Source organism: Dyella halodurans (assembly GCF_026283925.1).
GTDB lineage: Bacteria > Pseudomonadota > Gammaproteobacteria > Xanthomonadales > Rhodanobacteraceae > Dyella > Dyella halodurans.
The window spans coordinates 132846-154252 of sequence record NZ_JAPDPF010000002.1; the positions used below are offsets into that span (position 1 = coordinate 132846).

The 21407-nt window shown below is 64.8% G+C and carries 19 protein-coding genes; 12 read left to right on the forward strand and 7 right to left on the reverse strand.

Annotated elements, in window-relative coordinates:
- Positions 1–4 precede the first annotated feature (4 nt).
- The 6 genes from OUZ49_RS04375 (at position 5) to OUZ49_RS04400 (ending at position 4128) form a co-directional block, all read left to right on the forward strand.
- Positions 5–298 (forward strand): DUF1905 domain-containing protein, encoded by a 294-nt coding sequence (locus OUZ49_RS04375; RefSeq protein ID WP_266148759.1) that lies wholly within the window; start codon positions 5–7, stop codon positions 296–298.
- 116 nt (positions 299–414) lie between these two features.
- A complete protein-coding gene (locus OUZ49_RS04380; protein WP_266148760.1) occupies positions 415–1233 on the forward strand; it encodes an HD-GYP domain-containing protein in 819 nt (272 codons plus the stop codon).
- An 84-nt stretch (positions 1234–1317) separates the two neighbouring features.
- Entirely contained in the window at positions 1318–1719 is a 402-nt protein-coding gene (locus tag OUZ49_RS04385) for a DUF350 domain-containing protein (RefSeq protein WP_266148761.1), read from the forward strand.
- A 6-nt stretch (positions 1720–1725) separates the two neighbouring features.
- On the forward strand, positions 1726–2193 hold the full coding sequence (locus OUZ49_RS04390; RefSeq protein ID WP_266148762.1) for a hypothetical protein: 468 nt from the start codon (positions 1726–1728) through the stop codon (positions 2191–2193).
- Positions 2193–3299: a glutathionylspermidine synthase family protein gene (locus OUZ49_RS04395; protein ID WP_266148763.1), complete on the forward strand. Its 1107-nt coding sequence runs from the start codon at positions 2193–2195 to the stop codon at positions 3297–3299. The genes OUZ49_RS04390 and OUZ49_RS04395 overlap by 1 nt, the downstream gene beginning before the upstream one ends.
- A 154-nt stretch (positions 3300–3453) precedes the next feature.
- Complete coding sequence (locus OUZ49_RS04400) at positions 3454–4128, forward strand: MarC family NAAT transporter (RefSeq protein WP_266148764.1); 675 nt, start codon at positions 3454–3456, stop codon at positions 4126–4128.
- A gap of 80 nt (positions 4129–4208) precedes the next feature.
- Here the strand turns inward: OUZ49_RS04400 and aat are convergent, their stop codons facing one another.
- The gene (gene aat, locus OUZ49_RS04405) at positions 4209–4922 is read right to left on the reverse strand and encodes a leucyl/phenylalanyl-tRNA--protein transferase (RefSeq protein WP_266148766.1); all 714 of its coding nucleotides are present in this window, start codon (positions 4920–4922) and stop codon (positions 4209–4211) included.
- Positions 4923–5030: 108 nt separating this feature from the next.
- Between aat and OUZ49_RS04410 the strand changes: the two genes are divergently transcribed.
- Positions 5031–6437 carry a serine hydrolase domain-containing protein gene (locus tag OUZ49_RS04410; RefSeq protein WP_266148768.1) on the forward strand — a complete coding sequence of 469 codons (1407 nt, stop codon included), beginning with the start codon at positions 5031–5033 and terminating at the stop codon, positions 6435–6437.
- 23 nt (positions 6438–6460) lie between these two features.
- Here the strand turns inward: OUZ49_RS04410 and OUZ49_RS04415 are convergent, their stop codons facing one another.
- The 3 genes from OUZ49_RS04415 to trxB form a co-directional block, all read right to left on the reverse strand.
- Entirely contained in the window at positions 6461–7594 is a 1134-nt protein-coding gene (locus tag OUZ49_RS04415) for a GNAT family N-acetyltransferase (RefSeq protein ID WP_266148770.1), read from the reverse strand.
- Positions 7595–7719: 125 nt separating this feature from the next.
- Entirely contained in the window at positions 7720–8373 is a 654-nt protein-coding gene (locus tag OUZ49_RS04420) for a DsbA family protein (protein WP_266148771.1), read from the reverse strand.
- Positions 8374–9339 carry a thioredoxin-disulfide reductase gene (gene trxB, locus OUZ49_RS04425; protein ID WP_266148772.1) on the reverse strand — a complete coding sequence of 322 codons (966 nt, stop codon included), beginning with the start codon at positions 9337–9339 and terminating at the stop codon, positions 8374–8376. It abuts the gene before it with no gap.
- Positions 9340–9767: 428 nt separating this feature from the next.
- On the opposite strand from trxB, the gene OUZ49_RS04430 reads away from it, so the two are divergent.
- From OUZ49_RS04430 to OUZ49_RS04450, 4 genes are all read left to right on the forward strand, one after another.
- Complete coding sequence (locus OUZ49_RS04430) at positions 9768–9938, forward strand: hypothetical protein (protein WP_266149412.1); 171 nt, start codon at positions 9768–9770, stop codon at positions 9936–9938.
- A 91-nt stretch (positions 9939–10029) separates the two neighbouring features.
- Positions 10030–12357 (forward strand): DNA translocase FtsK, encoded by a 2328-nt coding sequence (locus OUZ49_RS04440; RefSeq protein WP_323134911.1) that lies wholly within the window; start codon positions 10030–10032, stop codon positions 12355–12357.
- 330 nt (positions 12358–12687) lie between these two features.
- Positions 12688–13350 carry an outer membrane lipoprotein periplasmic chaperone LolA gene (gene lolA / locus OUZ49_RS04445; protein ID WP_266148773.1) on the forward strand — a complete coding sequence of 221 codons (663 nt, stop codon included), beginning with the start codon at positions 12688–12690 and terminating at the stop codon, positions 13348–13350.
- Positions 13351–13358: 8 nt separating this feature from the next.
- Positions 13359–14027, forward strand: a complete 669-nt coding sequence (locus tag OUZ49_RS04450; RefSeq protein WP_266148775.1) for a YoaK family protein — start codon at positions 13359–13361, stop codon at positions 14025–14027.
- Positions 14028–14243: 216 nt separating this feature from the next.
- Here OUZ49_RS04450 and OUZ49_RS04455 read toward each other — a convergent pair whose 3' ends face one another.
- The gene (locus OUZ49_RS04455; protein ID WP_266148776.1) at positions 14244–17345 is read right to left on the reverse strand and encodes a ligand-binding sensor domain-containing diguanylate cyclase; all 3102 of its coding nucleotides are present in this window, start codon (positions 17343–17345) and stop codon (positions 14244–14246) included.
- A gap of 289 nt (positions 17346–17634) precedes the next feature.
- Here OUZ49_RS04455 and OUZ49_RS04460 point away from each other — a divergent pair, with 289 nt between their 5' ends.
- On the forward strand, positions 17635–18183 hold the full coding sequence (locus OUZ49_RS04460; protein ID WP_266148777.1) for a cytochrome b: 549 nt from the start codon (positions 17635–17637) through the stop codon (positions 18181–18183).
- 67 nt (positions 18184–18250) lie between these two features.
- Here OUZ49_RS04460 and OUZ49_RS04465 read toward each other — a convergent pair whose 3' ends face one another.
- A complete protein-coding gene (locus OUZ49_RS04465; RefSeq protein ID WP_266148778.1) occupies positions 18251–18958 on the reverse strand; it encodes an acid phosphatase in 708 nt (235 codons plus the stop codon).
- A gap of 2 nt (positions 18959–18960) precedes the next feature.
- Positions 18961–21141 carry a TonB-dependent receptor gene (locus OUZ49_RS04470; RefSeq protein ID WP_266148779.1) on the reverse strand — a complete coding sequence of 727 codons (2181 nt, stop codon included), beginning with the start codon at positions 21139–21141 and terminating at the stop codon, positions 18961–18963.
- Positions 21142–21407 lie beyond the last annotated feature (266 nt).

Genomic DNA, 21407 nt, shown 5'->3' on the forward strand with positions numbered 1-21407 from the left:
GGGGATGAACAGGCATCGCGCCGTGGCATTTCGTGCTGCCGTGCAGAGTGGTCACAACCAACGGCTGGTGCCGCTACCGTTCGATCCGGTGAGCCAGTGGTCCACGCCGGCACGGCCCCTATGGAAATGCGGGCACGGCCATCGGGTCCGCGGCAGCCTCAACGGGCAGAGTTTCCAGGGCGCTGTGGTCGAGCGCGCCGGCGCGTTCTGGCTGTTGCTGGACGAGGCCTTGTTTGCCGCCACCGGCCTGGGCGTTGGGCAACTGGTCGACGTGCTGATCGAGCCCGAAGAGATTTGATGTGACGCGCGACACACTCCATGCTCTTTCCATGCGCACGCTCAAGGGTATGCTCGCCCCCCGGCATCGAGGGTCTAACCTGATGCCACCGGAGGGTAAGTCCGCGTGAGGCAAGGATGACGATCAAGCCACAACTTCGCACCGTGATCATCTACGTAGTGGCCGCGTGGCTGTGGATCGTGTTTTCGGATCGCGTGCTGTATGCGCTAGTGCACGAGCCACATTCGCTGGCGCTATTGCACAGCGTCAAGGCCTGCTTGTTCGTGCTGTGTACGGGCCTGCTGCTGTACTGGCTGATCGGGCGCGATATGCGGCGCCTGGACAACCTCAATCACATGCTGGTCAACGGCAATGAGCAATCGTTGCGCGCCCTGGTGTCGGCGATGGACATCCGGCACAAGGAAACCAGCGATCATTCCGAGCGCGTGATGCGCATGACGGTGGCGCTGGCGCGCCGCGCAGGCATCGAGGGCGATGCGCTGCGTCACGTCAGGTTCGGTGCCTTGCTCCACGACATCGGCAAGCTGGCCTTGCCGGATGCGATCCTGATCAAGCCCGGCCCGCTGGACGCGGACGAGATGACCCTGATGCGCACGCACACCACGCTTGGGCGGGACCTGCTGATGCGCACGGCGTTCCTGCGGCCGGCCATCGAGATTCCCTACGCGCACCATGAGCGCTGGGACGGTACCGGCTATCCGCGTGGCCTGCGTGGCGAAGAGATACCGCTGGCGGCGCGCATCTTCAGCGTGGTCGACGTATGGGATGCACTGAGCTATCCGCGCGTGTACAAGTCCGCGTGGCCGGAACACGAAGTGCTGGACTATCTGCGCAACGCCGCCGGCGCCCAGCTCGATCCCCAGATCGTCGGTTTGTTTCTGGAGCATTACGACGACATGAAGGCGATTGGCGTCGACGGTGCCGCAATCTGCTGACGGCGGCACAGTGGACGACCCGCGGGACCCCTGCGCTACACTCCGTCCGTGCCCGGGGCGGGCGCGTGTACAGGGGAAATCACCGTGTTGCCGGAACTTTCAACGCTGCCGGCGTTTGCCGCGTATTTCGGGTTCGGCGTGTGTTTTCTCGCGCTCTTTTGCACCGTCCATATCTGGCTCACGCCGCAGCGCGAACTTGAGCTGATTCGCCATGGCAACCAGGCGGCAGCGATCAGCCTGGTCGGTGCCTTGCTTGGCTTTGCCGCACCGCTGGCCAGCGCCATGGCGCACAGTGTCAGCATGCTGGACCTGGCCGTCTGGGGCGTGGTTGCCCTGGTCGTTCAATGGCTGGCCCACGTGGCCATGCGCTTGCTGATTCACGACCTGGCCGCGCAGATCGAGTCGGACAATCGCGCTGTTGCCGTGCTGGCTGCCGGGGTCGCCGTCGCGGTGGGTGTCGTCAACGCTGCCGCGATGACTTCGTAGCACCTCATGAGCTACCCAGAGAAACCCGGCAGTCCGGGAGAGTGGCGCCCCTCCAGCAGCCCGCCCGTGCGGCGTGATGCGCAGTTTCGGCCACTCCCGCCACGCCTGCAGAAGCGCTCGCTTGCGGTGCCCTTGGCCGCCTTGGGCGGTGCGGCCATCGTCGGGCTGTCTGTCCTGGGCCATGGCCAGGATGTACAGCGCAATCGTTACGACAACTTTGAAAGTTGTGTTCACGACTACTCCACCGGCCAGTGTGAGGAAGACACGGCCGTGGGTTCGAACGTTGGTGGACTGCACTATTACGGCCCCTGGTATCGCAGTGGCGGCGGCGGTGACGCTGCGGACCCAGGACCAGGCCGCACGCTGGGTGCGGGCGGGGTCGCCGGTGGCGTGGCGGAAGGGCCGCGTTCGGTGGAACTTGGCACGCGCGGTGGCTTCGGTTCGTCCGGCCGCGTAGCGGCACGAGGCGGTTGATGCGGCGCGAGGCCTGTCAGCCACGCCCGGACTGGCGCGCGCGGCTTGAATCCCTCGGTTTCGCCTTCCATACCATTGACGGCCAACCGTATTGGCGCGAAGACGCGCGTTACCTCTTCGATGCGCGGGAAATCGACGAGATCGAAGCCGCCACCAACGAGTTGCATGCGCTTTGTCTGGAGGCGGTCGACCGGATCGTACGTGCTGGTCGCTACGACGCGCTCGGTATCGATGCGCGCGCCGCCACCCTGGTCGAGCGGAGCTGGTGGGATCGCGAGCCGGCGTTGTATGGCCGCATGGACCTCGTCTATGACGGCAGCGCGCCGCCGCGACTGCTGGAATACAACGCAGATACGCCGACGTCGCTATTCGAAGCCTCCGTTGCGCAATGGTACTGGTTGCAGGACGTCGCACCGGATGCGGACCAGTTCAATGCCATCCACGAAGCCCTGGTCGAACGCTGGCAAATCTTGCCCAAGGCCTCGCATGTGCACTTCGCCGCTTGCTACGACAACATCGAAGACGCCGTGACGACCGACTACCTGCTCGATACCTGCCTGCAGGCGGGCCATCGCGCAACGGCGCTGGATATCGAACAGGTCGGTTGGTCGGGACGTGACTTCATTGATCTCGACAATGCGCCGATTGCGCGCTTGTTCAAGCTCTATCCGTGGGAATGGCTACTCACCGAACCGTTTGCGGACCATTTGCTGGACGCCCCTCTGCGCTGGGTGGAACCAGCGTGGAAAATGCTGTTGTCGAACAAGGCCATCTTGCCGTTGCTGTGGGAATTTTTTCCAGGACACCCCAATCTGCTCGCTGCCAGTCGCGTGCGCGCAGACATCGAGGGCGCCGTGGTGCGTAAACCCTGCTGGGGCCGGGAAGGTGCCGGCGTCATCGTGCTGGACAGCAATGCGCCAGAACCTCGTGCCGACGAGCCGTGCATCTATCAGGCGTTGGCGCCGCTGCCAGTATTCGATAATCGCCATGCCCTGGTCGGTTCCTGGGTGGTTGGCCATACCGCTGTCGGCATGGGCATCAGGGAAGACGCCGACCGCATCACCCGGAACACCAGCTGCTTCGTGCCACACCTGTTCAAAGGGTGAATGGCGGCGTCACTTCCAGGCGGACGCGATCCCTGTCATGAGCGGTCTTCACGGATTCTTGTCGTAGGCAATGCGTATTTGTCCTGCCAGCAGCAGTTCGCTGGCGACCGTACCAGGCGCCGGGCTTTGGCTACCTCCAGGGAAGCAGACCGCTATGCTCACGTTGCTCGACAATGTCGCGCTGGGATTGCTGGGACTGTTGCCGATCGCCAACCCGTTGACGAGCGCCACCGTGTTGCTGGCGCTCACCGCTCGTTATCCGGAAGCCGAGCGAAACCGGCAGATCAACCGGGCGACGATCTACGTGGTGATCATGCTGCTGCTGTGCTTTTACGCAGGGAACGCGATCATCAGCGGCTTCGGCATCTCGATTCCCGGGCTACGTGTCGCTGGCGGACTGATCGTGTCCTATATCGGTTTCGGCATGTTGTTTCCCCCTGCGCGCGTGGGCGAAGACGACGTGCAAGTGGAGATGGCGTCGCACGGCGAGTCGGCCAAGTTGAAAGACATCGCCTTCATTCCGCTGACCATGCCGTGCACCACGGGGCCGGGCACCATCGCCTTCATCATCAGTGCCTCGTCAGGCTTTCCGGGCAGCCTGATGTCGCCCCTGGTGCATGCCTCGGTGGTCATCACGGTCGTGCTGTTCGCGCTGGTCTTCTGGCTGTGCCTGCGCGGGGCGACCAAGATCGTGGGTTTCCTCGGCGAGACCGGCGTCGATGCCACGGCACGTCTGATGGGCTTTCTGCTCGTCTGCATTGGCGTGCAGTTCATCATCAACGGGATATCCGACCTGTTGCGCATCTGGGGCTTTATCACGATTTCCTAGCACGCCATGCCGAATGGATGGCGCCTGCGCTGCGCACCGGGCGGCCGTGCGCCCGACACGTGTCCGGCGGCACCGGCGCGCTACAACTGCGCCAGCGGCGTGAACTCCGTCCACCGGCCGGGTTGTCCGGGCAGGTGGGTGATCTGCGCCACCATGCGCAGGAACTGTGCACGCGGGTACTCCACGGCACCGAGTTGCAGGAGATGGGCGTTGGTGACCTGCGCGTCGATCAGTGGGAAATCCCAGCGCTGCAGCAACCGGGCGAGCGCCATCAAGGCCACGCGGGAGCCGCCGCTTTCGGCGCTGAACATGGACTCGCCGCAGAACAGGCGACCCACGGCGATGCCGTAGATGCCGCCCACCAGCCGCTCGCCTTCCCATACCTCGACGCTGTGGGCATGGCCCAGCTCGTAGAGCTGGGTATAGGCGTCAACCATGGCGGGCACGATCCAGGTGCCGCTCTGGCTTGGCCTGGGCGCGGCACAAGCCTCCACCACCTGGCGGAAGGCGTGATCGACGGTAATGCGCCAGGACACCTGCGCCAGACGCCGACGAAGGCTGCGATTGGGCTTGAGCGCCTGCGTGTGGAAGACGCAACGCGGATCGGGCGACCACCACAACAGCGGCTCGTCCTCGTTGAACCAGGGGAAGATGCCTTGGGCATAGGCGGCCAGCAGTCGTCGCGACGACAAATCACCGCCGAAGGCCAGCAGGCCGTTCGGTTCGTTCAGCGCCTTGCGCGGATCGGGAAAGTGCTCCGGCCTGGCTGAATCGAGCAGGGGCAAGCGGATCATCGTGGCCCATCGGGTGAGTGCGGAATGGTCGGCGTGTGCCGCCCGACAGATGCTAACCGGATGAGGATGTGATTAGCATGATGGCCCCTTCGAAGGTGAAGCATTTCCATGCCGCGATTTCCCTGGCTGATGTCCTTGTGGTCCGTTTCGCTGGCTGCAGCGGCCATGCCCGCCGCTCCCGCCGTCGACAAGCGCATCGACGCCGACGTGCATGCGGTGCTGCAGCGTACGGAAACGCCTGGCGCAGCGATTGCCGTGTTCAAGGATGGGCAGCTGGTTTATCGCCAGGCGTACGGCTTGCGCGACCGTGACGGCCATCTGCCCGCCAGCGTGGATACCTGGTTCGAGATCGGTTCGATCACCAAGCAGTTCACCGCGGCAGCGATCCTGCAGCTGCAGGAAGCCGGCAAGCTCACCATCGATGCAAAGCTGGCCACGTATCTGCCCGACGCCCCGCACGCCAACGAAGTGACCTTGCGCCAGCTGCTGTCGCATACCAGCGGCCTGCCCGAGTACGTGGATGGGCCGGATATCGAGCAGGCGGCGACCAGGCCGGCCACGTTTGATCAGCTGGTGGCGCGCATCAAGGACAAGCCGCTCGATTTCGCGCCAGGTAGCCGCTGGTCGTACAGCAATACCGGCTATCTCATGTTGGGGCGCGTCATCGAGGTGGTGTCGCAGGAATCCTACCGGCATTACGTGCAAACCCATCTGCTCGATAGCGCCGGCCTGACGCAGACTTTTACCGTCGCGGACGAAGCCCATCTGCCGGTGATGGCGATCGGCTACCGGCATGCGCAGGGGCGACTCGAACGTGCGCCGACGATTCACGACACGTTTGGCTGGGCGGCAGGCAATCTCGTGTCCACCCTGGGCGACCTGCAGAAATGGAACCAGGCCTTGATGGGCGGCAAGATCGTCAGCCCGGCGGACTATGCCTTGATGAGTACGTCGGTGATGACGACGGAAAAGGGTAGCGCCGATTACGGACTCGGCCTGTTCGTCGACTCGGTGGAAGGCCAGCCAAGGGTAGGGCACACGGGTGGCTCGTTCGGATTCACCACGGCGAACGAGTACTTTCCGAAGCAGGGCGTTCGCATCATCGCGTTCACCAACAACGGGGATAACCCTGAGCCGGGTGAAATGCTCACGACGGCGATCTTCAACGAGCTTTATCCGGAGATCTACGCCGCCATGCGCAAGCCAGCGGCGGGCGAGGATACCGCCATGACTGCAGCCGCCAGGGCGACGTTCACGCAATTGCAGGGTGGCAGCGAGGACTCCTCACGCTTTGGCGCCAAGCTCGATGCCAAGCTGAAAGCCGGTCTGTCGGCACGCCTTGCCAAGCAGTTCTCGCCCTACGGCGCGCCAACGGCGTTTGTCTTCAAGGGCCGGCGTGTCGACGGCGCGGTGACCTGGTTTGATTACCTGATCCAGTTCGGGCCGGGCAGCATCCTGAAGTTCGGCCTGGGCATCGATCAGGCCGGCAAGGTGGCTTCGCTCTCATTTGGCTAGGGCGCCGGCGCGGCGTTGCGCTGTCAGCGCAGCGCGTAGGGGCTGTGCGAGTGCAGATGCTGGGCATACTCCTCCACCGCCGCGTCCTCCTGCACGAGCGACGCCCGCACGGCGGCGCGGAAATCCTCGTTCACCAGGTAATGGCGCGAATGCGTTCGTACCGGCAGGAAGCCGCGGGCGAGCTTGTGTTCGCCCTGGGCGCCGGGCTCGAAGCGTTGCAGGCCGTGGCGTATCGCATGCTCGATGCCCTGGTAGTAGCACAGCTCGAAGTGCAGCCCTGGCACGTCCACGTCGCCACCCCAGTAGCGCCCGTACAAGGTGTCGTTGCTTTGCAGGAACAGCGCCATGGCGACGATGTCATGCCCGTCGTGCGCCATCGCCACCTGCACGGCATCGCCCAGCGTCTCGCCGAGGCTCAGGAAGAACGCGCGCGTCAACGCCGCGTGATTGCCCTTGGCGTCGAAGGTGGACTCGTAGAGTGCGTGAATCCGCCGCCATTCATTCACGCTGAGCCCACTGCCGCCGCGCATCTCGATGGCCAGCCCGCAGCTGGCCACGTGGTTGCGCTCCTGGCGGATGTTCTTTCGCTTCTTGTGGTTCAGCGCGGCCAGGAAGTCGGCAAACTCGGCGTGCTGGCGATTCTGCCAATGGAACTGGATGTCCGAGCGCGCGAGCCACTCGTCGCCAAACGCCGCGAGTTCCTCCTCGCGCAGAAAATTCGCATGGACGGACGAGATATTCATGCGCTTGGCGAACGCGGCCATCGCCGATGCCAGCGCCTGCCGCCGCGCCGCGGCCTGCGGTCCGTTGCCGGCCAGCAGGCGTGGGCCGGGCACGGGCGAGTAGGGCGCGGCGTTGAGCAACTTCGGATAGTAATCGCCGCCGGCCCGCTCCCAGGCGCTGGCCCAGCTCCAGTCGAAGACGAACTCGCCGTGCGAATTGCCCTTGAGATAAAGCGGTGCAGCGGCAATGAGCTGGCCATCCTGGTACAGGCACAGATGATGGGCCTGCCAGCCCCAGTTTGCGCGAATGCAACCGGTGCGCTCCAGCGCGGCGAGAAACGCGTGCGACACGAAGGGATTGTCGTCCGGCCGCAAGGCGTCCCAGGCGTGGGCGGGAATATCGTCGATGCTGGAATGGAAGCGGACGTCGGTCACGATAGGCGCCGATGGGGCAGGGTCAGCCATCCTGGGCCAGTCCGCCAACGTCCGGACGAAACCGAATCCGGGCTTGCACCGGGATGGCGGTCAGGGCGAGCGTCAGGCGGGCTGGCAGCATGCGCTCAATGTACCGCCGGCAGCAGCGCGGCGATGCGATTGACGAAGTTGGCTGGCCGGCCGTAATCGTAGTGATGCGGCAACAACTGGCGCTTGCCGTGGATTTCCAGCGCGAGCGTGGGAAAGCCCTGGCCACCCAGTTCACCGAGCAGGCGCCGGCTATCCTGGACGTGCTCGAGCGTCGGCGTGCCCTGGACCTTGGCAAAGGATTGCTGGAATGCCTCGCCATCCAGGCCCAGCGTTTCCGCCAGCTCGGTCAACACCGACGGTTCCACCACGCGCAGACCTTGCTGGTAGTGCGCGTTCTGGATCGCCACCAGCATGGGATACGCCTGGCCGGCATCGAGCGCCTGGGCGGCCAACACGCCGGCAATCGGCGGCAGCGAGAACAACACCGTGCCGTGTTCGGCCAGCAAGCCCTCCTGGTACGGCTTGCCGAACGGCTGGCCGCTGAGCGAGGCGATGCGTTCGTCCGCATGCACGATGTGCTCGGCCAGCTCCGGTTCCAGCGTGCGCGGCTCGTCGAACAGGCCGCCACCGTGCAGCTTCAGCGCAACGCGGCCGCCGAGCGTGTCGACCACCGCGCTGACCAGCGGCTGTGCGGCATAGCACCAGCCGCACAGCGGGTCATGGATGTAATGCAGCGTGGCAACCGCCATTCAGGAGGCCGGACCTTGCTGATCGAGCCAGCGCTCGGCGTCCAGTGCGGCCATGCAGCCGAAGCCGGCCGAGGTCACCGCCTGGCGATACACATGGTCGGCCACATCGCCGGCAGCGAACACGCCGGCCACCGAGGTCATCGTGGCCATGCCGTTCAGGCCGGTGCGGATCTTGATGTAGCCGTCGTGCATGTCGAGCTGGCCGTCGAAGATGCCGGTGTTCGGCGTGTGGCCGATGGCGACGAAGAAGCCGGTGGCGGCGATGTCGCGCGTCTCGCCGGTGTTGATGTCCTTGACGCGCACGCCGGTCACGCCGGAGTTGTCGCCCAGCACTTCGTCGACGGTGTGGTTCCACACCAGGTCGATCTTGCCGGCCGCGGCCTTCTCGAACAGCTTGTCCTGCATGATCTTTTCGGCGCGCAGCTTGTCGCGGCGATGGACCAGGGTGACCTTGCTGGCGATGTTGGAGAGGTACAGCGCTTCCTCGACCGCGGTATTGCCGCCGCCAATCACCACCACTTCCTGCTCGCGGAAGAAGAAGCCGTCGCAGGTGGCGCAGGCGGACACGCCCTTGCCCTTGAAGTGCTGCTCGCTGGCAATGCCCAGGTACTTGGCGGTGGCGCCAGTGGCGATGATCAGCGCATCACAGGTGTACTCGCCGGAATCGCCCTTGAGGCGGAACGGGCGCTGCTTGAGATCCACCGTGTGGATATGGTCGAACACCATCTCGGTATGGAAACGCTCGGCATGCTCAGCCATGCGCTGCATCAGCGCCGGACCCTGCAGTCCCTCGACATCACCCGGCCAGTTGTCCACGTCGGTGGTCGTCATCAGCTGGCCACCCTGCTGCAGGCCGGTGATCATGGTCGGCTTGAGGTTGGCGCGGGCAGCGTAGACGGCGGCGGTGTAGCCGGCGGGACCGCTGCCGAGGATCAGCAGGCGGCTGTGCTTGGTGACTGTGTTCATGCTTTCCTTCTATCCGCGTGGTGAGGCGGTAATGATCGGTGGTTTGGGTGGTGAAACCCAGCCTGGCGTGAGGTGGCCATGCCCGGGCGACTGGCGGGTGCGGTGGCGTATTTCCTGGGGGATGCCTGGCAGGTTTTGACGCCGCGCCATGGATATCCCTTTGACTTTCCTCGACATCTGCCTGGTGGCTTGGCATCGCCATGTGATGGGAATGTGAAAACGACCTCCGGGTCCTGGCTGGAATCCTGCGGATTCGCCGGTGACCCGGTGGGTCATTCGCTCCAGCCCTGGTAACGGTTTCTTCCAGTCGCATCGCCAGGACCGCTGCGTTGCGCCCGAACCCGCAAGGATGGGGAAGACCGCAGGTCTATTCAAGGCTGCGACGCCTCGGCGTGGATCGCTCCGTTTCGCGGACTGGCGCGAAACGCGTGGCGGACTTTGTGCGGCAGCGCTCGTCGATGGCGCTTTCTCCCGCTATTCTTCCCCTCGTGCAGCGTCCAGCCGCCGGCAACCAACGGCGCCCGATCGAACCGCTGCGTCAGGGGATCGACCTGGGCCGTGATGTGCTGGTTCATCCAGCGGTCAAGGGCATGGCGTAAGTTTTGTCCGCCCGTGCGGGGACTTGGAAAGACCGGCCATGCCTGGCGTGGCCGGACACTCTTCAGTACAGACATCAGGAAAAGGAATACGGTGGCGCGTAGCGCGAACGTCAAGAAGGAAAAGGAGCGCGAGGGCCTCAGCGAAGAGCTGAAGCGCCGTCTGCGCGAGGCTGGGGCACTGCTGTTGCTGCCGTTGGCCTTGTACCTATTGGTTTGCCTGTTCAGCTACAACGACCAGGACCCCAGTTGGGGTCATGTCGGCACGGCCGAGCACGCCATGAACTTTGGCGGCGCGGTCGGTGCCAACATCGCCAATGTCCTGCGCTACATCTTCGGACTGGTGTCCTATTTCTTCCCGCTGCTGTTGCTGGTGCTCGGCGTGCAGGTGCTGCGCCACCGCGGCGAAAAGAACGTGCAGCCGTGGGAGCCTTCGCTGCGGCTGATCGGCTCGGTGTTCTTCTTCATCACGGCGCCGGCACTGCTATATCTCAACTTTCATGATGAGCCCGTGCTGCCGCAAGGCGTGGGCGGCATCATCGGCATGTGGGTGGGGCGCGGCCTGATCCATGCGCTGGGCGACAAAGGCGCGCCGCTGCTGCTGCTGGCCTTGTTCCTGGTCGCCGTGACGCTCGCCACCGGCCTGTCGTGGTTTCGCGTGATGGATGTGACCGGGCAGGGCGTCCTGCGCTTTGCCGGCTGGTTCGGCGGCAAGCTGCGCGAGGCGCCGGACGTGCTGGCCGCCCGCCAGGCACGCGCCGAGCGCGAAGTGGTCAAGAAGGTCGAGGCAGTCAAGCAGGCCAAGCGCGAACCCGTGCGCATCGAAGTGCCGCCGGCGCCGGTGGTGAAGAGCGAGCGCGCCAGGCTGGAAACGCAGATCCCGCTGTTCACCGGGGCCTCGGCGCCGGGCGAATTGCCGCCGCTGTCGCTGCTCGATGAAGCGCCGGAGCAGGGCCCGGGCTATTCCGAGGAAACCCTGGAAGTGCTGTCGCGCCAGGTCGAGCTGAAGCTCAAGGATTTCCGCATCGAGGCCAAGGTGGTGGGCGTGTATCCCGGCCCGGTCATCACCCGTTTCGAGCTGGAGCCCGCCGCGGGCGTGCGCGGTTCGCAGGTATCGAGCCTGGACAAGGACATTGCGCGCGGACTTTCAGTGGTCAGCGTGCGCGTGGTCGACGTGATTCCCGGCAAGAACGTGATCGGCCTGGAAATCCCCAATACCCGCAAGCAGATCGTCTATCTCTCGGAGATCCTGCGTTCGGACAAGTACGACCAGATGAAGTCGCCGGTGGCGCTGGCGCTGGGCAAGGACATCGCCGGCCGACCGGTGGTGGCCGACCTGGCCAAGATGCCGCACTTGCTGGTGGCCGGTACCACCGGCTCGGGCAAATCCGTCGCGGTCAACGCGATGGTGTTGAGCTTGCTGTACAAGGCCAGTGCCAAAGACGTGCGCATGATCATGATCGACCCGAAGATGCTCGAGCTTTCGGTCTACGAAGGCATCCCGCATCTGCTCGCGCCGGTCGTGACCGACATGAAGGAAGCCGCCAACGCGTTGCGCTGGTGCGTGGCCGAGATGGAGCGCCGCTACAAGTTGATGGCCGCAGTGGGCGTGCGCAACCTCGCCGGCTTCAACAAGAAGGTGAAGGACGCCGAGAACGCCGGCCAGCCGCTGCTCGACCCGTTGTTCCGCCCGAACCCGGAAATGCCGAACCTGGCGGCCGAGCCGCTGGAGCCGCTGCCATACATCGTGATCATCATCGACGAGTTTGCCGACATGATGATGATCGTCGGCAAGAAAGTCGAAGAACTGATCGCCCGCCTCGCGCAGAAGGCGCGCGCCGCCGGCGTGCACCTGGTGCTGGCCACGCAGCGTCCGTCGGTGGACGTGATCACCGGCTTGATCAAGGCGAACATCCCCACCCGCATCGCGTTCCAGGTGTCGAGCAAGATCGACTCGCGCACGATTCTCGATCAATCGGGTGCCGAGGCGCTGCTCGGCCACGGCGACATGCTCTACCTGCCGCCGGGCACGGCCACGCCTGAGCGCGTGCACGGCGCTTTCGTGGACGACCACGAGGTGCATAACGTGGTGAACTGGCTTAAGGCGCAAGGTTCGCCGCAGTACATCGAAGGCGTGCTGGAAGAGGTGCAGGCCACCAGCGACGGCAAATTCATCAACGACTCCGGCCTGCCGCAGGACGGCGAAGAGGGCGGCGACGCCGAGGCGCAGCTGTACGACCGCGCCGTGCGCATCGTCACCGAGTCGCGCCGCGCGTCGATTTCCGGCGTCCAGCGCCACCTGCGCATCGGCTACAACCGCGCGGCCCGCCTGATCGAACAGATGGAGCAGGACGGCGTGGTCAGCGCACCCCAGCACAACGGCAACCGCGAAGTGCTGGCGCCGCCACCGCCGAAGAACTGACTATTTGCCCGAAATCCCAGCGGCTCTCGACAGCCGAAGGGCTGGTCAGGCTGGGACTTCGGGAGCTCCGCACCTCTGCTCGTCATCCCAGCGAAGGCTGGGATCCAGTGCCTTTGTTCGCGGCAGGCTACGCGACAAAAGCAAAGTCGCTGGATCCCAGCTTTCGCTGGGATGACGGTGAGGGTGGCCCGACGGTGAGGGAGGGGCGACGGTGAGGGTCGGATGACGGTGAGGGGGCGGCAACCAGGCTTCGTGTCGACCCGAATCGCCCAGTCGCCATTAAGCTATAGCCCCGCAGACTTCGCGCATTGCTCCACCCACAGGGTCCCCATGAAACGCTCGCTTGTTCTCGTCGCCTCCGCGCTCCTGCTTTCGCTGACCGGTTTCGCCCAGGCCGCCGCCGGCCCGGCGCGCGCCAAGCTCGACGCCTTCGCCACCGGCCTGCATTCGCTCACCGGCAAGTTCACCCAGTCGCTGACCGACGCGAACGGCAGTGGCTCCAAGACCAGCACCGGCACCTTGGCGCTCGAGGCGCCGCGCCAGTTCCGCTGGGAGACGCTGACGCCGTACAAGCAGACCATCGTTGCCGACGGCAGCCGCGTGTGGTTGTACGACCCGGACCTCGAGCAGGTCACCGTGCGCGTGCAGAGTTCCGAGGAATCGCACAGCCCGCTGACCGTGCTGACCGATCTCAAGCAGATGGACAAGGACTTCCAGGTCGCCGAGCAGGGCGAGCACGATGGCTTGAGCTGGCTGCGCCTCACCTCGACCGCGAAGGACCCGCAGTTCGACTATGCGGACCTCGGTTTTGACGCCAATGGCCTGGCCCGCATGGTGTTCCGCGACCAGCTCGGCGCTACCACCGATATCCGCTTCTCCGCCTGGCAGCGCAACGCGCCGATTGCACCGGCGACGTTCAACTTCGTGCCGCCGCCGGGCGCCGATGTCATCGGCGACGTGCCGGTGCTCAGCACCCAGCCGATCAAGAACTGAGCGCGGCCGTGCTGCGTCAGCTGCCGCGCTGGGCCTGGATCGGCGGCGGTTTGCTGGCGCTGATCGCCGGCTGCATCAATGCCGTCGGCTATCTCTGTTTTCGGCATCAGCCGATCACCCACCTGACCGGCACCAGCACCGAGCTGGGTCTGGCGCTGGCCCGCCTCGACGCGACCGAGGTCGCGCACTGGGCACTGGCCATCGGATCGTTCTTGGCCGGCGCGGTGTTGAGTGGCTTTATCGTGCAGCAGAGCGTGCTGCAGCTGGGGCGCCGCTACGGCGTCGTGCTGATGATCGAGTCGGTGCTGTTGTTTGCCGCGACGCCCTTGATCCACGGCCAGCACGATCTCGGCCTGTACCTGGCATCGGCAGCCTGTGGCTTGCAGAACGCCATGGTCAGCACGTATAGCGGCGCGACGTTCCGCACCACGCACCTTTCCGGCATCTTCACCGACCTCGGCATTTACATGGGCCAGCGCTTGCGTGGGTTGCCGGTGGACAGGTTGCGCGTGCAGGTATGCCTGCTGGTGGCCAGCCACTTCATCGTCGGCGCCACCCTGGGTGCACTCGGTTTCCTGGCCTGGCAGGAGCGCGTGTTGCTGGTGCCGGCCGTGCTTACGGGCGTGGTGGGCCTGGCTTATGCGATTTATCGGCAACGTAGGCTGGCGACGGGCTGAGATCCTGTTCCACGTCTCGGCGGTGGCCGAAAAACACCCCACGCATTCCCGCGATAGCGATCCCGTGCAGGAGCGCACCCTGTGCGCGATGGACGTCTCCTCAGTCCCCCCTAATCATCATCGCCAGCGCACCGCCTAAACGGCCCGCTGGCGGCAGCGATAGGAACAGAGGCGAGCGCCGGTCGCGCACAGGGTGCGCTCCTACACCAGCCAGCCTCACAACGCCGCCACACAGCGATTGCGGCCGGCGTGCTTGGCCTGATACAGCGCCTCGTCTGCACGGGATAGCCATTGCGACAGGCTCTCGCCTGCGCGATAGGCAGCCACGCCGATGCTGGCCGTCACGGCGATCGGGCGGCCCTCGTGGACGGCGTGCTGCTCGGCCACCGCCAGGCGAATACGTTCTGCCACGGCCATGCCCTGCGCCAAGGTGCCGCCGGGGAGGCATATCACCAGCTCTTCGCCGCCGTAGCGGCCGACCAGGTCATCCTCGCGGCACTGTTGCAGGATCGCCGCGCATGCGGCGCGGATCACTGCATCGCCGGCCAGGTGGCCATGGCCATCATTGATCTGCTTGAAGTGATCCAGGTCGAGCAGGGCGATGCAGGCGCCGCCATCCGGCGCTGCCTGGCGGACTTCCTCTGCCAGCGCAAAAAAACGTCGGCGGTTGCAGGCGCCGGTCAGCTCATCGGTGTTGGCCAGCTCGTCCAGGCGCAGGTTGGCGGCGCGCAGGTCGCGCGTATGCATGTCGATCTGCTGTTGCAGCAGGCGGGCCTTGCGTTGCAGGTACAGCGTGCGTAGCTGGATCAGCCCGACCATCACGGCAAGCAGCAGCAGGATTGCGATGACCCTGGCGGTCACGGTCTCATACCAGCGTGGCTCCGCCAGTACCTGGAAAGTCGTCTCGATTCGGCGCGGCTGCATGCCCCGCGTCGTGGCACGCAGGTGCAAGGTGTATTCGCCGTAGGGCAGGTTGGTATAGATCGCCGAGGGCAGGCTGCCCCGCGGAACCTCGCTCCACGTCTCGTCGAATCCCTCCATGCGATAGCTGTATGCAGTTTCCGACGGTGCCTGGTAGTCGAGCAGGGCAAAGTCCACGCGCAGGCTGCGGCTATGCGGCCCCAGCTTCAAGGATTCGCCAGCGCGCGGCAGCTTGCCGAACGGCATGGGCACGCCATTGAGTTCGACCTGGGTGGCGATCAAAGGGGGATCAGGCGTATTCGGCGGACGCCAGTCGGGCCGGATCACCGTAAGTCCGCCGAGCCCGCCAAACAGCAGCTCGCCGGTGGGCGCGCGGGCCGCGGCCGCATAGATGTAACTGGCGATGCGCAGGCCGTCGCGAATACCCAGGTTGCGTACGGTATGGGTGGAGCCGTCGATCATGGCCACGCCATTGGGCAGGCTGACCCACAGGTTGCCGTTGTCGTCGGACATCACTGCATTGACGCTATCGCTGGCCAGTCCTTCCGCGCTGCCGATGTGGCGGAAGCGAAACGTGCCCTGCTTGTCCCATTGCTCCAGCAGGCTCAGGCCACCGGCGGTGCCGATCCATTGCTGTCCTTCCGGATCGGTCGCCATCGACGTGACCAGGTCGTTCGGCAGGCTGGTTGGATCGCCAGGGCGATTCAGCACACGGGTGAAGTCACGTGTCTGCAAGGGGTTGGCGGCGATCGAGATGCCGTAAGCCGTGAGGTACCAGATGGTGTGATCCACCGCGGCGATGTGCCGTACGGTGTCGCTCGAGAGGCTGCCAGGATCGTTTGGCGCATGACGAAAATGCACCACGGCGTGCGTGTGGGTGTTGTAGCGATAGACGCCGTCGTAGGTGGCAATCAGCAGTTGCTCGCCATCGCTGAGCAGGCTCAGCACGGGTTTTTCGTCGAGCTCGGCCAGCAGGGAGTCCTGCAGGACGAAAGTGTCCGGATCCACCCGCGCCAGCCCCTGGGTGCCTATCCAGATGGTGCCATCCGGCCCTTCGGCGAACGCCTGCACGTCGCGCCGGGCCTGGTTGCCGCCAAGCTGCAGGTGGCGGATCTGGCCCTTGCCAAGATCGATCACATCGATGCGTCCCGAGCTCATGCCCAGCCAGATGCGTTGACGCTTGTCGACGTAGATGCCACGCACATTGGTATTGGCGATCGCGCGGTCGGTGCGGGCCGACGGCTGCAGCGCAAACGCGGTGCGCGCATTCGGGTCGTGCCGCGCAATGCCGAGATCGGTCGCGGCCCAGACATTGCCGGAGCGGTCCTGCATCAGCGCACGCACGGAGTCACCCGGCAGCGACGACGGCACCGCGGTGTCGTGAGTGATCGCGCGTACACCGGCGGCGCCGGGCGAGTAGGCCAGCACGCCGGTGCCGTCCGTGCCGATCCACAGCGTGTCGGCTGAAATCTCCAGGAAATCGCGCACGGTGGCGCGGCGTGCGTGGTCCTGCTCGAACCCGCTGAATCCTGGCACGCCTTGCCAATGGCCGTCGGTATCGCGGTAGGCGGCGCCCGCTTGCGTGCTGCCGACCCAGAGTCGGCCCTCGCGGTCCTCGCGGATAGCCCAGATGCCGTCGCTGAGCACGGTGTCGATGCTGCCGTCGGGGCGCGGTGGACGTACGAAGGCGTGCGAGCCGGCGCGGCGGAAGAACAGGCCCTTGCTGTTGCCCAGCCACAGATTGCCTGCGTCATCCTGCAGCACGCTGAAATTCCGCGGCGAGGCGTCGTCGCCCGTCGCCACGGGCACGATGCGGTTGGTGCGCAGGTCCAGGTAATCCAGGCCGTGGTCGGTGGCGATCCAGACCCCGTTGTCGCGGTCGTGCGCCAGCGCGTAGATCTTGCGGTCCGAGGTGCCGCCCCGGCCAATCGGATAGTTGCGCAGCGTATTGCTGACAGGATCGAAGCGGCTCAGTCCTCCCGCATTGGTACCTATCAGCACGCCGCCATCCTGCAGGGCGAGCAGGCTGCGCACATAGGCGTCAGGCAGGCCCGAGCGGCCACCGGCCGCCACGCTGAACACCTGCATGCGATAACCGTCGTAGCGGACCAGTCCGCCTATGGTGCCGACCCATAGCAAACCGCGCTGGTCCTGCACGATCGCCGTTGCGATCGAATGCGGCAAGCCGTCGTTGATGCCGAGCCGGTCGAACCAGGGCGCATCGAACGGCGCCCAGGGATCCTCGGCACGCACCGCGCTGCATGGCAGCAACAGGATAAAGAGCAAGGCCAGCCAAGAGTACAGGCGATGAAGCCGGCCGCTGCCTGCATACGACGTTGAAGCAGGCGATGCTGGCGCGGGCGAGGCACGCCGCGGCAGGACAGTGCCGTCGGCCACCCTCCCGTCCGGGTAAAACCTGCTTTGTTGATGTGACATTTCACCTCACCGCAGCATGGATGCCACATGTGAGAGCAGATGATAGCCGTAGCGGGTTGCTTGCTGACATGCCCAGTCATGCGAGGACGACAGCGCACCCCGTGGTGAAGCGAGATGGCGCCCAGGTCGCCCGTGGATGCTAAGCCGGATCAAAGCCAGCTTCGGCGACATTGGCTAGGCTGGCATGGGTCGACGTCGGCAACGAGGTCGCCGCCATGCCGCTGTCCCTTTCGATACCACCGAGGTTGCCGTGTCCACTATTCGTTATGCGCCGTGGTTGCGCCGTCTGCATTGGCTGATCGCCTTGCTTGTTGCCTGCGCACTTGTGCTGATTGAGATCCGGGGCTGGTTTCCGCGCGGCTCGGCCATGCGCAGCGGCGTCAAATGGGCCCATATGCAGTTCGGCATGGCCGTGCTGCTGCTGATGGTGCCGCGCCTGCTCGCGCGCGCGCGGTCGGCGGTGCCGCCGATATCGCCGCAGCCGCCACGCTGGCAGGACATGCTCAGCAAGCTCGTTCACCTGGCGCTGTACCTGCTGGCCTTTGCCGTGCCGCTGCTGGGCATGGCCATGATGTTCGCCGCGGGCAAGCCGTGGAACCTGCTCGGCCTGCCGTTGCCCGTGCTGGGCGTCGGCAACAGCGATCTTGCCCATCGCATCGGCGATGTCCATGAGACGGCAGGCGACGTGCTGATGTGGCTGGCCATCGTTCACGCCGCCACCGCGCTGTTCCATCATTACGTGCAGCGGGACGATACCTTGCGAAGGATGTTGTCCGGCCGCCGCAACGAAGTTCAGTAGAGTCCACTACCCAGGCAGGCCTTGTTGGCGGCACCGGTGTTGCTGGCCGATGCCGCCGTGCGGGCGATCAGCCCGGTCCGTCCTTGGGAGGGGTGGTAGGCAGTTTCAGCGCGGCGCGCAACTCAAGCCGCGCCGCCTCGTAGTCTGCTTGCCAATCCGGGTCATGCAGCAAGTCGGCACCGATGACGGTGCCGGCCAGTCGGCCGGCTTCGATATCGCTGGGGAAATGCACGCCCATCACCACGCGATGCTGGGCGTACAGGTCGGCGCGGGCAAATATCGCCGCGCGCTTCTCCGGCACCATGTTGGCCAGCAACACGGCTTCGCTATAACCCAGCGTGGCGTGACCGCTGGGATAGCTCCAGTCGTCCGCCTTCTCCTGCGCCAGCGGCTGCACCTGTGCCGACACGATCGGTGGGCGCGGGTGATGCCAGTAGATCTTCGCTGGCTTGACGGCCGCCTTGTCGTAAATGACCAGTCGTGCGAACAAGGCTGCCGTGTGCGGCAGTTTGGCTGCCTCGAAGCTGCTGCCAAAGACGTCGGCGAAACGGAACACCGAATGCTCGTTGTCCGCGCGGGCAGCCGCTTCGTCCGCCGGCGTGCGGCTTGCTTGCACGCCAAGCACGGTCTGCAGCTCGTGCTGCGCCGCCAGCGAGCCTGCGGCAGGCGGAGGCGGCAGCACGGCCACCAGGTCCGGGGTGGAACCGCCGCTGCCAGAGGCAGCGGCGGAGAGGGCCAGCGACAGTGCCAGCCCGAGGATCGTCATGCGCATCATGGTCAGAACTTCGCCGAGAGCGTGACCATGTAGCTGCGTTCCGGGATGGTGAAATACAGCGGCGTGTTGTCCTGCGCCGTGTAGCCGGCCAGCGCGTAGATGCTCTTGTTGTCGAACAGGTTGGAGACCTGCAGGCCCACGCGGATTTCCTTCAGGTCCGCCATGTCCGTAAACGCATAGCTGGCGGCGAAGTTGGTGATCGCGTAGCCGCCAAACGGCTGGGTCTGTCCGGTGTCGCCATAGCGGTAGCCGACGAACTTGTCGATCAGCGAGGCATACAGCGGACCCTGGTTGTAGATCACGCCAAGCGCCGCGGTCTTGCTCGGTGCGTTCGGCAGCCACTGGTTGGTGGTCGAGTCGGTGGCACGGTTCAGCGAGCCGTTGGCGTAGACGCTGAAGCCGGCGCCGAGCAGGTAGCTGCCTTCCATCTCGAAGCCCTTGTAGATGGCGCCACCCTGATTGAAGAACTCGGTGATGCCGCCGACCTTGCGGCTTTCGATCTTGTTGTTGAAGTTGATGTAGTAGACATCGGCCGACAAGGTCAGGCGATCGTCGTTCCAGTTGGTGCCGAGCTGGCGGTTGATCGTCTGCTGCGGCTGCAGGCTGCTGCTGTCCTGCGGCGAGACGGTATAGAACGTGTTGAGGTTGGGTGCCAGGAAGCCCTTGGCCCATTGCGCGTAGGCCGTCCAGTTCGAGCTGAACTGCCAGTGCAGCGCGGCGGAGGGCAGGACCTTGGTCCAGTCCTTGGAGTAGTCCAGCGGATCCAGCGTTTTCTGGTTCACCGAGGCATCGATCTCGCGCTTGAAATCGACATACTTCACGCCGCCGACCACGTAGCCCGCGTCGGTGATGTTCCACTGGTATTCCAGGTAGGGCTGGAAGGTTTTCAGCGTGTCGTCCATGTTGCGGTCGATTGCCGCCGACGCCGGCACCGCATTGGGCGCGCCATTGAGCGTCGCATCCACTTCATGCAGCCAGCGCAGGTTGTCCTGGTCGTCGTACCAGAAGCCGGTGTGGATCTCGCCCGGCCCCAGGTCCTTGGTCAGGCGGAAAATATCGCCCCAGGAGCGATACCAGTTGCGCATGCGCTGGCCAGGGACGTTGTCCGGTCCGTAGATCGTGCCATTCGGCGTCTCGCCGTTCGGGTCTTCGCCGTTGTAGCCGAAGTGGTTGTACGCGAGGGTGTAAACCTTGTTGTCGATGGTCCAGCCGGAGAACTCCGAGTGCAGGCCGAGATAGCCGAGGTAGGTGCTGATGTCGTCCTTGTTGTAGCCGTAGTAGTTCTGGCTGGTCGGATCGTTGCTGAGCGCGAAGTTCGGACCGTGCTGGGCGATCTGGGCGGCCGTGGCGCCAAACGGCACGTACTGGGTGATGTTGTTGTACATGCCGGCGAACGTCAGCGTGGTGTTGTCGCCGATCGGTTGCACGACCTTCGCGAACACGTTCTGACGGCGCTGGCCCGAGTAGGTGAGGTAGCCGTCCGAGTCGCTGTTCTGCACATTGATCACGGCCGTGGTGCCGCCGGTCTGGTCGATGCGTCCGGTGTTGAACGTCGCGCCCTGGACCTCGGTGCTCCAGCTGCCGAAGGTGAGGTAGGGCTCGATGCCGAAGTGGTCGGACGGCGTCAGCGAGTTCACCCCGACGGTGCCGCCGAAGGTGGCGTTGCCCAGCGTGCTGGCCGTGCCCGGACCGCGATCGATCAGGATGCTGCCGGTGGTCGCGTTGTTGAAGTACGAGGTCGAGTGATGGGTGAAGTCGTTCGGGTCGCCCCAGGGAATGCCGTCAAACGTGACGTTGTACTCGCCGTCCTGGAAGCCGCGCATGGCGACCACCGGAGCCTCCATCAGGCCCGGGCCGTTCGGCGCCACGGTGGAGATGCTGGGCGCGATCGCGATCGCATCGGTGTAGTCGCCGGTCGGCGGCACGTTCTTCTGGATAAACAGGCTGTTGATGATCGACTGCGGCTGGGTGGCGATGGCCGAACCCTGGGTCGGTGAAATATTGCTGATCACGTCGGTGCCGGTGACCTGGACCGCGTCCAGGTTCTTGGCCGCCGTCGTCGCGGCGCTGCTGTCTGCCGAGGTGGCGTCGCCAGCCCAGGCGGGTGACGCGAGTGCCGCGGCCAGGCAAAGAGCAATAGTCGTCCGAGAGCGCAAATAAAGCGCCTTATTCTGCCGTGTCATGGGGGAGCCCGTTGGATTGTTATTGAGGTGTGAAGCGGAACGTCACCGTAATTGGGCTGTATGACAGTTTGGCAACAAAATGATTATTTTATTCTTCGTAGATAATCGAAACAAATTGCGCTAAGACAACGCTAAGAGAGATGAAGATAATCCTCTAAGGCAATTATAAGAAACCACTAAGGTTCGTAATAAACAAGCATTATCAGGCTAATGATAAAGGCTCGCTCCGTGCGCCAGTTCAGGTTTTCATACAGCGTCGCCGCGCA

Bases quoted from the DNA above. Each gene is read 5' to 3' on its own strand.
- OUZ49_RS04380 (WP_266148760.1), top strand. From the start codon at position 415: ATGACGATCAAGCCACAACTTCGCACCGTGATCATCTACGTAGTGGCC.
- OUZ49_RS04390 (WP_266148762.1), top strand. From the start codon at position 1,726: ATGAGCTACCCAGAGAAACCCGGCAGTCCGGGAGAGTGGCGCCCCTCC.
- lolA (WP_266148773.1), top strand. From the start codon at position 12,688: ATGAAACGCTCGCTTGTTCTCGTCGCCTCCGCGCTCCTGCTTTCGCTG.
- trxB (WP_266148772.1), bottom strand. From the start codon at position 9,339: ATGAACACAGTCACCAAGCACAGCCGCCTGCTGATCCTCGGCAGCGGT.
- OUZ49_RS04375 (WP_266148759.1), top strand. From the start codon at position 5: ATGAACAGGCATCGCGCCGTGGCATTTCGTGCTGCCGTGCAGAGTGGT.
- OUZ49_RS04465 (WP_266148778.1), bottom strand. From the start codon at position 18,958: ATGATGCGCATGACGATCCTCGGGCTGGCACTGTCGCTGGCCCTCTCC.
- OUZ49_RS04470 (WP_266148779.1), bottom strand. From the start codon at position 21,141: ATGACACGGCAGAATAAGGCGCTTTATTTGCGCTCTCGGACGACTATT.
- OUZ49_RS04400 (WP_266148764.1), top strand. From the start codon at position 3,454: ATGCTCACGTTGCTCGACAATGTCGCGCTGGGATTGCTGGGACTGTTG.
- OUZ49_RS04395 (WP_266148763.1), top strand. From the start codon at position 2,193: ATGCGGCGCGAGGCCTGTCAGCCACGCCCGGACTGGCGCGCGCGGCTT.
- aat (WP_266148766.1), bottom strand. From the start codon at position 4,922: ATGATCCGCTTGCCCCTGCTCGATTCAGCCAGGCCGGAGCACTTTCCC.
- OUZ49_RS04410 (WP_266148768.1), top strand. From the start codon at position 5,031: ATGCCGCGATTTCCCTGGCTGATGTCCTTGTGGTCCGTTTCGCTGGCT.
- OUZ49_RS04420 (WP_266148771.1), bottom strand. From the start codon at position 8,373: ATGGCGGTTGCCACGCTGCATTACATCCATGACCCGCTGTGCGGCTGG.